Origin of the sequence: Catenulispora subtropica (assembly GCF_039531675.1) — a bacterium.
Classification (GTDB): Bacteria; Actinomycetota; Actinomycetes; order Streptomycetales; family Catenulisporaceae; genus Catenulispora; species Catenulispora subtropica.
The window spans coordinates 174,684-185,100 of the sequence record NZ_BAAAQM010000011.1 but is presented as its reverse complement, the minus strand read 5'-3'; the positions used below and the strand labels follow the sequence as shown (position 1 = coordinate 185,100).

The 10,417-nt window shown below is 72.1% G+C and carries 15 protein-coding genes and 1 pseudogene; all 16 read right to left on the bottom strand.

Annotation, left to right across the window (positions count from 1 at the left end; all coding sequences use genetic code 11):
- Positions 1-28: 28 nt before the first annotated feature.
- The 16 genes and pseudogenes from ABD466_RS12610 to ABD466_RS12535 all read right to left on the bottom strand — a co-directional run bounded on the left by ABD466_RS12610 (position 29) and on the right by ABD466_RS12535 (position 10,263).
- A complete protein-coding gene (locus ABD466_RS12610; protein ID WP_344657173.1) occupies positions 29-811 on the bottom strand; it encodes a hypothetical protein in 783 nt (260 codons plus the stop codon).
- Positions 812-943: 132 nt separating this feature from the next.
- On the bottom strand, positions 944-1,399 hold the full coding sequence (locus ABD466_RS12605) for a hypothetical protein (protein WP_344657172.1): 456 nt from the start codon (positions 1,397-1,399) through the stop codon (positions 944-946).
- 44 nt (positions 1,400-1,443) lie between these two features.
- Positions 1,444-1,668, bottom strand: a complete 225-nt coding sequence (locus ABD466_RS12600; RefSeq protein WP_344657171.1) for a hypothetical protein — start codon at positions 1,666-1,668, stop codon at positions 1,444-1,446.
- Positions 1,669-1,719: 51 nt separating this feature from the next.
- A complete protein-coding gene (locus ABD466_RS12595; RefSeq protein ID WP_344657170.1) occupies positions 1,720-2,727 on the bottom strand; it encodes a hypothetical protein in 1,008 nt (335 codons plus the stop codon).
- A gap of 18 nt (positions 2,728-2,745) precedes the next feature.
- A complete protein-coding gene (locus tag ABD466_RS12590; RefSeq protein ID WP_344657169.1) occupies positions 2,746-3,153 on the bottom strand; it encodes a hypothetical protein in 408 nt (135 codons plus the stop codon).
- Positions 3,150-3,692 carry a hypothetical protein gene (locus tag ABD466_RS12585; RefSeq protein WP_344657168.1) on the bottom strand — a complete coding sequence of 181 codons (543 nt, stop codon included), beginning with the start codon at positions 3,690-3,692 and terminating at the stop codon, positions 3,150-3,152. Before ABD466_RS12585 ends, ABD466_RS12590 begins: the two co-directional genes overlap by 4 nt.
- Positions 3,689-4,294 (bottom strand): hypothetical protein, encoded by a 606-nt coding sequence (locus ABD466_RS12580; protein WP_344657167.1) that lies wholly within the window; start codon positions 4,292-4,294, stop codon positions 3,689-3,691. Before ABD466_RS12580 ends, ABD466_RS12585 begins: the two co-directional genes overlap by 4 nt.
- Positions 4,295-4,303: 9 nt before the next feature.
- A complete protein-coding gene (locus ABD466_RS12575) occupies positions 4,304-4,474 on the bottom strand; it encodes a hypothetical protein (RefSeq protein WP_344657166.1) in 171 nt (56 codons plus the stop codon).
- Positions 4,471-5,013, bottom strand: a complete 543-nt coding sequence (locus tag ABD466_RS12570) for a hypothetical protein (protein WP_344657165.1) — start codon at positions 5,011-5,013, stop codon at positions 4,471-4,473. The genes ABD466_RS12575 and ABD466_RS12570 overlap by 4 nt, the downstream gene beginning before the upstream one ends.
- Before the next feature lie 114 nt (positions 5,014-5,127).
- Positions 5,128-5,604, bottom strand: coding sequence for a hypothetical protein (locus ABD466_RS12565; RefSeq protein ID WP_344657164.1), 477 nt, complete (start codon positions 5,602-5,604; stop codon positions 5,128-5,130).
- A gap of 49 nt (positions 5,605-5,653) precedes the next feature.
- Positions 5,654-7,486 (bottom strand): vWA domain-containing protein, encoded by a 1,833-nt coding sequence (locus ABD466_RS12560; RefSeq protein ID WP_344657163.1) that lies wholly within the window; start codon positions 7,484-7,486, stop codon positions 5,654-5,656.
- A gap of 69 nt (positions 7,487-7,555) precedes the next feature.
- A pseudogene (locus tag ABD466_RS12555) lies at positions 7,556-8,848 on the bottom strand (AAA family ATPase).
- Between the two features lie 79 nt (positions 8,849-8,927).
- On the bottom strand, positions 8,928-9,332 hold the full coding sequence (locus ABD466_RS12550; protein ID WP_344657162.1) for an SPDY domain-containing protein: 405 nt from the start codon (positions 9,330-9,332) through the stop codon (positions 8,928-8,930).
- A gap of 116 nt (positions 9,333-9,448) precedes the next feature.
- Positions 9,449-9,697, bottom strand: a complete 249-nt coding sequence (locus ABD466_RS12545; RefSeq protein WP_344657161.1) for a hypothetical protein — start codon at positions 9,695-9,697, stop codon at positions 9,449-9,451.
- Positions 9,698-9,805: 108 nt separating this feature from the next.
- Positions 9,806-10,096 (bottom strand): hypothetical protein, encoded by a 291-nt coding sequence (locus tag ABD466_RS12540; protein WP_344657160.1) that lies wholly within the window; start codon positions 10,094-10,096, stop codon positions 9,806-9,808.
- Positions 10,097-10,128: 32 nt separating this feature from the next.
- On the bottom strand, positions 10,129-10,263 hold the full coding sequence (locus ABD466_RS12535; RefSeq protein WP_344657159.1) for a hypothetical protein: 135 nt from the start codon (positions 10,261-10,263) through the stop codon (positions 10,129-10,131).
- Positions 10,264-10,417 lie beyond the last annotated feature (154 nt).

Here is a 10,417-nt window from a genome sequence, read left to right as displayed (position 1 = left end):
CGGGCCGCCGGTGCCGCGCGTGCGGCGGCTACGCCCGGACATCGCGGCGCCCCCTGACCGGCCGCGCGGTCGCGGCGGCGTTGTCGGTGCCGTCGGCGTCGCGGCGGTTCAGGCCGGCGAGCTTGCGCAGCGCGGTCGGGTAGTCGGCGACCGCGCGGGCGGCGACCTCGTAGGCGCGCAGGCGCAACTCGACCGGGAAGTCCTCGATCTGCCACAGCAGGTTGCCGACGAACTCCTCGGCTTCTTCCGGCGAGCGGGCGGTCTTCGCGCCTTCGAAGATGTGGTTCAGGTTGATGTCCGCGGTGATGACTTTGCCGCCGACCTCGTACTCGTCGGGGTAGCAGTCCGGTTCGCAGATCGTGAGTAGGTAGACCTTCGCCTCGGCCGGTTGCCTCGACGGCTGCGGCTCGGGCTGCTGGTCGGCGGTGACGACGCTGGTGGTGTCGGTGTCGGCGTCGTGGATCTCGACGCGAGCGATCGGCGAGGCGGGGGTGGGGGCGCCCAGCAGTCCGTGGGCGAGGGCGGCCAGGAGGTGCTCGTCGTTGGTGGCGGTCTCGCCGAGGGCCGCGCCGCGCGCGTCGCGGGCGGTGATCCGCCAGCGGCGGAGCCGGCAGGTGTGATCGATGACGATCTCGTCGCGGTCGCCCTTGCCGCCGAGGTAGCGGATGGCGAGCATGTCGGGCAGGTGCTCGTCGGTGGTGTAGCCGGGGATGACGTGGCAGGTGCCCGGGCGCGGCGCCCTCTGGCCGCGCAGGTGCCACATGACGTGCAGGCTGTAGGGCAGCTCGTTCGGGTCGAAGGCAGGGGACATCGATAGCTCCGTTCACAAGGGGTTGGTCGTGCAGGCGGCCGGTGCGGTCACGGCTCGGGGCGCCAGCTGGCGCGGCGCGAGGTCGTTGCAGGGCTTGGCGGGAGGGTGGAGTCCGGCGTGGCCGGTCGGGCCCTACTGCTCGTCGGGGGCGTCGTCGCGCAGGCGCTCGTGCAGGAGCTTCATGCTGTCGCTGATCACCTTGCCGACGTCGACGCCGTGCGCTCCGGCGGCGCTCCACAGGTCGGCGATGATCCCGGCCAGCCGGTGCTCGGCCTCGGCGGCGAGTCGGTCCGGGCCGGGTTCGGGGCCTCCGGCGGCGACGGCGGCCATGCGGATGTGGAGGTTCCCGCGGTCGGCGGGGTCCATCGCGGTCCCGGCGCCGAGGTGAACGCGGAAGAAGCCGGGCTCACGTCCGTCGGCGGTGACGGTGGGCGCCTCGCCGGCGAGGTCGTCGCGCAGGGAGTTGATCCCTTCGTGCAGGAGCCTGGCGATGGTGTGGACGTGTTCGGTGGCGGCGGCCAGGCCGCTGGCGGTGTAGGCCAGCCCGGCCGCCCGGTCGGCGTGCGGGTTGTATTCGGTGGCGGACATCGTGAATCAGACTCCTTGTTTGACGGAGGGGGGAGGGTTTCGGGTCACGGCTGGCTGCTGCCGGGGTTCTGCTCGGCGGCGTCGCCCGGACCGTGGCCGAAGGCTTTGCGGTAGGCGGCGTCGTACGTGCGGCGTGCCTTCTGGTATTCGGCTTCCGGGGCGAAGGCGGCGCGCAGCACCGGCCAGCGGAGCTTGGCGATGGTGCGCTTGTAGCGCCACCAGGCGGCGAGGGTGGGCTCGGTGGGAGCCCGACGGCCGTTGTTGATCATTTCTGTCCTTGGATCCGAAGTCGGGTCGGTGCAGGTGGGTTGGCTCGGCGTCTATTCGGCGGCCGGGGCGGCGTGCTGTCGGTCGGCGATGGCTCCGAGATCGGTGGCCGGGGCGCGGTGGTTGCCGGGGGCGAGCTGGTGGGCGGCTAGGCGCAGGATCCGCAGCTGCTCGCCGCGGGAGGCTCGGGCCAGGAAGGCCGGCAGCTCGCCGGTGCCGATGCCGGCAGCTCGTGCCAGGGCCGATTCGGCGTCGACTCTCAGGGCGGGGTCATCGAACGACATCGTGCGGGCGACCAGGTACTGCACCAGCTCGTGATGGGCGGCGATGTCGGCCAGGTTGGCGGCGGCCTCGGCCAGGCGTCCGGCGATGAGTTCGCGGCGCACGTCGGTCGGTGTGCGGGCGGCGATGGCGGCGGCGTGGGCGTCCAGGTCCGGCCCGAGGGCGTCGAAGTTCACGCCCGGCACGATCTCGATGGTCCCGGCCCGGATGAAGTCTCCGGTTCCGCCGTCGCGGGCGAGGACGCTCAGCTGGAGTCCGCGGAGGTGGAAGACGTAGGCGATGCGGGGATCGCGCTTGGCGTCGTCCCGCATGATCAGCCGCGGCAGGCCGTTGGCGGGCGCGGTGAAGGGATTGTGGGCCTGGCGCCATTCGTGGCGCGCGAAGGCGGCCAGCGCCTCGTCGATCACGACTTGGGTGGGGTTGCCGTCCGGGTGGTGGCACAGGCACCGCCCGGGCTGCCCGCGTTTCACCTGTCCGGCGGCCGGTCCCGCGGTGTCCGGGTCAGGGCCCAGATACGCCCAGCCCGAGGGGTGGCGGACGATCAGGTCGAGGGCCGGGGCGCTGTGCCGGTTCTTCTTCGGGTAGGTGAGCAGCAGCTCGTACAGCACGCGGGCGGTGGCCGCCGGGCTCGGGGCGTGGTGCAGGATCCGTCCGGCCCAGGTGCGGTGGTCGGGGTAGTCGCAGGCGATCACCGCGTGCGGTGCTGCGGAGGGTTCCTCGAGCCCCGGATCGTCGACTGTGGCGCTGGTCGCCGCGGTGTCGGTGCGGGTGTCGGTCATGAGCTCAGTTCTCTTTTCTCAGCGGTGGACGATCAGGTGGGCGAGGATGGCGCGGGCCAGCCGGTCGGGGGTCTTGCTGCCGCGGGTGTAGTGGACGCGGCGGGTCCAGCGGTGGGCGGCCACCGCCGGGGCGATCGCGGCGGTCCAGGCGTCCTCGGGCAGTCCGGCGGCGTGGGCGAGCGGCTGGAATCGGCCGTGGGCCTTGTCGTCGTCGGCGGCCAGGGTGACGGTGACGGTGCGGCGCGGGCCGGGGGTGATCGTGAGCCACAGCGCGCATTTGGGGTCGTCGGCGGGCTGGGTGCCGGTGCGGTGCCAGGTGCCGGTGAACCAGGGAGCGCGGCCGTGCGGGAGGTGGACCTCGGCGATGCGGAACGACCAGCCCGGCGGCGGCAGCGGCGTGGTGTCGCCGAGGATCACCGGGCTCATGAGTCTTCCTCGGTGTCGGCGTCGACGGGCAGGGTGGGCAGCAGGTGGCGCAGGGTGTGGACGGCTTTGGCGGCGTCGGCCGCGGTGAGGTCGGCCGGGTAGGTCAGCTCGGCGGTGCGTCCGTGCGCCAGGCGGATCTGCAGGCGTCCGGTGCCGCCGGGGGCGGTGGCGGCGCGGTGCGGCCAGGGCCGGTGCCTGGGCAGCTCGGGGTCGAAGGAGTCCGGGTCGGCCAGGTAGTCGCGGTACAGCCGCAGGCCGCGCCGGAACGTGGAGGCGTAGATCCCGAGGGTCTTCTCGGTGACGAGGCCGACGTTGTCTGCGGCGTAGGCGGCGACGGCCTCCTGCACGTCCAGGGTGTGGATGTCGAGGCTGCGCCAGCCCGGGGTGGCCGACAGGATGCGGGCGCAGGCGTTCTTGATGCCTCGTCCGGTGTCCAGGCGGACCTGGCCGGCGGCCAGGGCCCAGTCCCAGAAGGCGATCAGGTCGGCGGCGGTGCTGCCGGTGGGGGCGGCCGGGGTTCCGGCGGTGCCGGTGTTCACCGCGTGCCCGTCGCGGGGACGGCGGGGGCCGAGGCGTAGCGGCCGGGCGGGGGCGGCGGGTCGGCGAGGGTTTCCGGGCTGGTCAGCCATTGCGGGTGGGCGGCCTCGGCGGCCGTCATGCGGCGCACGATCGGGACGATGTCGCCGTCGGGGGCCGAGTAGCCCAGGCGCTTCTGGTGCCGCAGGATCCAGTAGTGCGCGTCGGCTTCGGCGCTGGTGCTGGAGGGGTACGGGCCGAACTTGACCGTGCCGTGGGAGTCGCCGCGGTCGTTGATGGAGGCCACCACGATCCAGTCCTGGTGGCTGCTGGCGCGGCGGGCCGGGACCGGAGTGACCGGCGTGTGGACGATGTAGTCCGCGCCGGGTACCGGGAACCGCAGGTCGTTGTTCTCGGACTGCAGCCGGTCCCAGGCGTCGTCTCCGGCTTCCCGTCGCGCGGTGGCGGCGTCCAGGGCGAGGATTCGCAGCGTCTCCCGGCGGCGGTTCTTCGGCCGGTTCGGGTATTCGACGGGGACGTCGAACCAGCCCATGCCGGTAGCGAGGTCGGGCTCAGCCGTTGGCTCCGGCTGGTGGTCGGTGGTGGCGGTCGTGTGGGTCGACATGGCGCGCTCTCACTGTTCTTCGGAGACGAGGGGGTCCTCGTCGTGGCCGAGCTGGACATGGATCTTGATGTGGCCGTCGTCGCTGGTCAGAACGGCGACGTCACCCGCGAGCACCAGTTCGTAGAACTCGGATGCTTCCTCGGGGCTGAGGTAGACGTAGCTGGTCAGTGACCTGCTCATGACTCGCTTCGCTCCCGCGTGCCGTTGACGCCGGTATCAGGGGTCTGCCAGTCGGCCAGTGCCAGGGCGGCCAGGATCCGCTCGGGGACGTGCTGGCTGACGTTGGCCTCGCGGCGTTGGCCGTCGCCGTTTTCGCGGATCACGCCCCAGCCGCCGTCGTCGAAGTCGTCGGCCGGGGCCCAGGTGACCGAGGCGGTCCGCTCGGGGTTCGCCCAGGAGCGCTCGAGCAGGCGGCCGGCCTCGCAGATGTCGGGCAGCTGCTGCCAGCCGGCCTGTCTCAAGGCGTCCGGCAGACTCGCGGCGGGTTCGGTGGCGGTGGTGATCGCGGTGGTGCAGGCCAGCACTGCCTCGCGCGGCCACTCGGAAAGGTCCACCATCCACGCGGGTGTCACCAGGCGGCCGTCGCTGCCGCGTAGCGCCTCGGCCGTCAGGGCGACGGTCAGGTTCCCGTCCGGGAACGCGGCGACATCCAGGTTCATGCGGCCCTCGGGGTCGGCCAGGGTCTGGCACACCGAGCGCCACTGCGGGTCAATGCGCATCGGCCCGGTGTGGGTCCAGCCGTGTGCGGTCAGGGCTTCGACCAGGCCGACGGTGGCCTCGGGCGGGGCGGTCTGGGAAACGGTTGATCGGGGTTCTCCGTGTTCGTCGGGGTGCTACTGCTGGTCGGCGTGGTGCTGGCACAGGTGGTGGTGGCCGGGGTCGGCGTGGAACTCGTGGGCCGGTTCGCCGGTCGGCGTGCCGCTGATCGCCTCGCCGAGGTCGGCTAGATGCCGCAGCGGGATCAGCGGGACCTGGCCGCCGCAGTCCGGACACCGGCCGAGGATGATCAGCTGCTCGGGGTCGTTGTAGGCGGCGGTGAACTCGTGTTGCGCGCCGCCGGGCTCGGTGACCGTCAGCGTGGGCCAGACCCAGTGGCCGTAGGCGCGTGTCAGGTCCGGGTGCACCGAGATCTGCCCTCGGGGTACGCCGAGCAGGTGCGCCAGTGCGGTGGCGCAGGCTTCGGCGCGCTGGGCCCAGTGCGGGTTGCGCCAGGTGGCGATCGCTGCGGTGTCCAGGTTGCGCTGGGTGGCGGCGTCCAGGGCGCGGATCGTCAGTGGTGCGTCGGGGTTCGTCGTGATGCTGATCGTCATTGGTGCTCCTCGAGATGGGGCCGGGCGGTGAGCGCCCGGCCGTGGCGGGTTAGTGGGTGGCGGCGACGGCGGCGACTACGGCTTTGCCGATCTCCTCGATCAAGGCGGCTCGGGCGACGCGCAGGAACTGGGCTCCGGGCAGTCGCGCGTAGGTGTCGGACTCGCCGACGTGCAGTTGCAACACCGCGCAGCCGGTGGAGGTGAGGTAGGCGATGCGCTCGGCGGCGGCGTCCCTTTCGCGGGTGGTGTACATGCCGTCTGTGGCGGCGACCAGCACCCGGCCTGCCCCGGGGCGGGTGAGCTCCAGCCCGACGTTCAGGACGTCGATCGCTTCAGCCAGGGCTTGCTCGCCGCCTTCGGCGGCGAAGTTGACCACTCGGTTCGGGGTTCGGCCGGGCCGGTTGATCGCAGTGAGGCCGGAGTCGTATGCCACGGTTGCGGTCCGCGAGTCCGGGTCGGTCGCGGCGGCGGCGCGCGCGAGGATCCAGGTGGCCGAGGCGATCGGCCCGACAGCGGCTGTCATCGATCCGGAGACGTCGACCGCGATCCCCACCCGCAGCGGCGGGGTGGGCGTCGTCAGCCTCCTGGTATGCCGCCACGGCTCGGCCGTCGGTACGGCTCCGGCCGCTAGCTGTGCGTCGCGGGCCAATGCCTGTCGCATGATCAGGCGTCCGGGCGGGGCGGCGGAGGTCACGGAGGTCGAGGCGCGCTCGCGGTAGGCGGCTTGGCGCAGGGCTCGGGCGAGTTTGCCGGCCTGCTTGCGCTCGGCAGGTTTCGGGTCGCGGCTCCCGGTGATCGGGTTCGAGGCCCATCGCGGCTCGTAGCCGTCGGGGACAATCGCTGCGGCCTCGGGGGCGAAGACCTTCTTGGCCAACTCGGCTGCGGCACGGTCGGCGGCGGCTTTCGCTTTGCGCCGGTCGCGGCGGTCGGCGGCGGCGTGCTCGACCTCCTGCCGCGCCTCGGTGGCGGCGATCAGCTCGCCGACCTCGGCGACCGTGGCCCAGATCTCGCCGGTGCTCGCCTCAGGCTCGGCGGCCTGCTGCTCGGCCTTGCTGGGCTCGGGCTGCTCGGGGTCCTGCCCGAGGGCGTCGCACCAGGCTTTCCCGAGGGCGAGCATCGACTGGCCGTCGTCGTCGGCGCAGCCGAAGGCGGCGTTCCAGATCTCGGTGAGCGTGCCGAGCACGTGCCAGCCGAGGATCTCGGCGACTTTCCACTCCAGGGGTGCGACTTCCTCGTCCAGCAGGATCCCGACGTCGCGGCGGGCCAGGATCAGTCCGGCGGCGTGCGCGGCGGCCCATTTCCCGTCGATGTCCGAGCCGGACAGGTCGTCGGTGACCAGGCGCGTGACGCAGGCTCGCAGGTAGGTGCGGTCCTCGGGCCGGGTGCGCAGGTGGGCGCGCTCGGTGCGGGATTCCTCGAGGATCTCCGCCGCGCTGTTCGCGGCGGTCTCGAGGGCGTCGTCCGGCGGCATCCACCGGCTGTGGGCGGCGTGCCCTGCCTCGTGGACCAGGGCTCCCCAGGCGGCCGGGTACCGGTCCTCGTCGCCTTCGTCGGCCGGGCGGAGTTTGTCGGGGCCGAAGGGCGCGAACACGGCCTGGTCGATCTCGGTGAGGGCCAGCTCGGGGAAGAAGGCGGCCTTCGCGCCGGAGACGGTGCGCGGCTCGCAGGTGACGATCACATCGTGGCGGCCGGACAGGGCCGGGAACCTCGCGGTGAGTTCGGCCGAGACCCGCAGCCATTCGGCGCGGCGCTGCTCGGCGTCCGGGGCTTCCGGGGCGGCCGGTCCCCCGTCGTCGTCCCAGCGGGCCTCGGCTATGGCGTCGGCCAGGGCGTCGGCAGCGAGCCGGGTCGCGTCGTGGTGTACGTGGCGGTGCGCGGGCATTGCGGATCGAGCACTCCTTGCAGCGGAACGGTTTCGAGGGGATGGGCCGGAGTCGGCCAAAGGGCGCGGTTAGCGCATCTGCTTGCCGACCGCCAGGGCCGTCAGCTCTTTGCCTGCGGTGCGGGCGACCAGCTCGGCCACGTGGTCGCGGTCCTCGAGCGGGGCGATGCCGATCAGGTTGGCGAAGGCGGCCTCGGCACCGAGAACCTCGGCGATCTTCTGGAAAGCGAGCAGTTCGCGCAGCTGGGGTGCCCAGCCGAGGTCGCCCTTCTTCACCAGGTTGGCCAGGTTCCGGGCTAAGGTGACGGCGCGGGAGTCGATGCCGAGCTTCTTGCAGAGGTCGTAGTCGGTTTCGACGTGGATCTGGGTGCTGAATCTGGAGGCCAGGGCCTCGGTCAGTACCGCGCCGTGGACCCCGGGGTTGTGGCCTGCGATCACGTAGAACCCGTCGGCGGCGGTAATCACCTCGCCCTTGTACGCCTTGAGGATGATCTGGCGTCGGCCGTCCATGGCCGGGTAGAGCATCGCCAGTACCTTGGGGCTGATCAGGGTGGCGTCGTCGATGAGGAGGGCTCGGCCTTAGCGCATCGCGGTCACCAGCGGCCCGTATACGAACTCGTACCCGCCGTCCTCGCGCTGGGTGTACTCGCCGAGGAAGTCGGCGACCGTCGTGTCCCCGTCCCCGGCGACCGTGATCAAGTCGTCGAAGGCGGCCTCGATCACGCTGGTTTTGCCGGTGCCCGGAGGTCCGTAGAGCAGGACCGGGATGTTCGCCGCGCGCAGCCTGCGCAACGCCTCCACATCGCTCAGGCCGTTGGCCAGGGTGCGCGGGTAGTACAGCTGCCCGTTAGGGCGGGTCACCGGCCCCTTCACCGGCGGACCGGCCTTCAGCGCGATGCTGCTCGCCGTCGGGGCGGCCGGTGACGCCGGTCTGGGGGTGCGTGGCCGCGCGGGTCCGAGTCCGGGTGCGGTGATTACGGCTTTCGCCGCTGCGGCGGCGGTGTTCGCGTTCGCGGTGTACCGGCGAGGGCTGGTGCCCGCCGAGTCGGCCTCGCCGCGCCGGACCAGGGTGTCGCAGGCGTTCCCGATCGCCCCGCCGCTCTTCTTCAGGATCTTGGCCAGGTCGCCGACCGAGTACTGGATCCCGTGGTTGTTGGCCAGGATTCCGGCGACATGGGCGCGTAGCTCCCCCGGTCCTGCCTTCCCGCCGGTCGCGGAGGGAGTGGCCGGTGGCGTCGGGCTCGAGGCGGCCGGGGCCGCCGGTCTCGAGGCGGGGCCGAGGGCGGGGCCGGTCGGTGCGGAGGCGGGTGTCGGTGTGGCCGGGGCAGGTGTGCCCGGCGGGGCGAGGGTCGGCGTGGTCATGGCGGCGCTCGTGCTTTCGTGGCTCGTGGTGATGGGGGCGGTCGGCGGGGCCGCATGGGCGGTCGGCCCCGCCGGTGGGTCAGTTCCAGCGGTCGGTCTCGAGTCCCGCCGGGTCGGTCAGGGTCGCCAGGAAGGCGCCGATCGCCTCGGCCGGTACGTCGTCGCCGAAAGTCGCGGTCCAGGACCTGCTGTTCTTGGCGTAGGGGTCCGGGTTGGTGTACTTGACCTCCCACAGCGGCCCCCGGCGGTGGTAGCGCTCGGATTCCGGCCCGAACTCGGCCGTCACCGATCCGTCGGGCGAGCGGTAGGTGACGTTGCAGTTGCCGTCCTCGTAGCGGTGCCAGGCGGCGGCCTCCAGGATCATCAGGGCGGTGTCGGCCATTCCGGGCCCTGCGGCGTAGACCGGCACGGTGACCGGCGGCGGCATGATCGGCTCGGAGTCCTCGGCGAGGGCGAGGGGGCAGGCCGGCGTGGTTTCAGGCATGGGGGTACTCCGGTTTCAGGTGAAGGGTTGGGTTTGGCAGGCGGTGAGCTCAGCTCACCTGGGGTGTGGCCCGCGCGTCGGCGACTCGACCGCTGACGCGCGGAGTAGGTGGGCGCTTACCAGTCGCCGAAGGTGCAGACCGGGCCGCACCAGTCGCGGTGCCCGGGGTCGTTGTGCCGGGCCGAGGCGAAGTGCTCGGCGATCCAGGCGCGGTCCTCGGCTTCGCGGCGTGCCCGGTCGCGGGCGGAGTTCTTCCAGGTCACCGGTGGCGCGCCGCCTGCGAGTTCGTCGCAGCGCGGGCATCCTTTGATCAGTCGGCCGAAGGCCGGTCCGCCGCAGGTGTGGCGGGTCTTGGTGGCGGACAAGGGGGTCTCCTTTCAGGTGTTTTCGGGCAGGCTCCGCCCCTCGCCGGGAGGCGAGCGCTGGCGGGTGTGAGGGGTTGGGTGGTGCGGTGCGCGCGGGGCTGGTCGGTTTCAGGCCGCGCGGGTGCGGGTCGAGCCGGTGGCGAGGGCGGCGAAGTCAGCCTCGATCTTGTCGAGTTCGGTGTCGATGGTGCGCAGGCGGCGGCCGGTGACTTGTTCGGCCCACCGCTGCGTGGTGCCGTCGGTGTTGCGGCGCTCCCACCGGATCCATTCGATCGGCTTGCCGCCGCGTACCAGGGGTCCGTAGCGCTGGACGGTGACCTGCGCGCCGTGGGCGTTGGTGCCCGTGATGGTGTCGGTGAGCTTTGCCGAGCGGGGTATCGGGACGTCGGGTCTGGCCATGGTGGCGGTCCTTCGGGGCGGGGCGGGAAAGGTCAGGAGGCGTCGTCGAGGTCGAACTCGTGGGGTCCGCCGGGGCCGTAGGGGCCGGTGCAGTAGGGCTCGCACCGCTGGCCGGGCTCCGCGCCGCACTCGTCGCAGGCGTTCTCGTTGACGCACTTCTCACACATTCCATTCGCCTTTCTTTGATGATGTGCATTCCGGGATTCCTTACCGTTTTTGGCAAGGCTCCGCCCGGGCGGAGATGTCACTAGGGTTTCCGGAATATGGTTCCGGGTGATTCTTTCCGGGTTTCCCCGGTTCGTTGCAACGACTCTATCTCGG

Excerpts from the sequence above, each read along its gene's own strand:
- ABD466_RS12605 (WP_344657172.1), bottom strand. The coding sequence starts at position 1,399 with ATGTCCGCCACCGAATACAACCCGCACGCCGACCGGGCGGCCGGGCTG.
- ABD466_RS12565 (WP_344657164.1), bottom strand. The coding sequence starts at position 5,604 with ATGACGATCAGCATCACGACGAACCCCGACGCACCACTGACGATCCGC.
- ABD466_RS12590 (WP_344657169.1), bottom strand. The coding sequence starts at position 3,153 with ATGAGCCCGGTGATCCTCGGCGACACCACGCCGCTGCCGCCGCCGGGC.
- ABD466_RS12570 (WP_344657165.1), bottom strand. The coding sequence starts at position 5,013 with ATGCGCATTGACCCGCAGTGGCGCTCGGTGTGCCAGACCCTGGCCGAC.
- ABD466_RS12610 (WP_344657173.1), bottom strand. The coding sequence starts at position 811 with ATGTCCCCTGCCTTCGACCCGAACGAGCTGCCCTACAGCCTGCACGTC.
- ABD466_RS12575 (WP_344657166.1), bottom strand. The coding sequence starts at position 4,474 with ATGAGCAGGTCACTGACCAGCTACGTCTACCTCAGCCCCGAGGAAGCA.
- ABD466_RS12595 (WP_344657170.1), bottom strand. The coding sequence starts at position 2,727 with ATGACCGACACCCGCACCGACACCGCGGCGACCAGCGCCACAGTCGAC.
- ABD466_RS12535 (WP_344657159.1), bottom strand. The coding sequence starts at position 10,263 with ATGTGTGAGAAGTGCGTCAACGAGAACGCCTGCGACGAGTGCGGCGCG.
- ABD466_RS12600 (WP_344657171.1), bottom strand. The coding sequence starts at position 1,668 with ATGATCAACAACGGCCGTCGGGCTCCCACCGAGCCCACCCTCGCCGCC.
- ABD466_RS12580 (WP_344657167.1), bottom strand. The coding sequence starts at position 4,294 with ATGTCGACCCACACGACCGCCACCACCGACCACCAGCCGGAGCCAACG.
- ABD466_RS12550 (WP_344657162.1), bottom strand. The coding sequence starts at position 9,332 with ATGCCTGAAACCACGCCGGCCTGCCCCCTCGCCCTCGCCGAGGACTCC.
- ABD466_RS12560 (WP_344657163.1), bottom strand. The coding sequence starts at position 7,486 with ATGCCCGCGCACCGCCACGTACACCACGACGCGACCCGGCTCGCTGCC.
- ABD466_RS12540 (WP_344657160.1), bottom strand. The coding sequence starts at position 10,096 with ATGGCCAGACCCGACGTCCCGATACCCCGCTCGGCAAAGCTCACCGAC.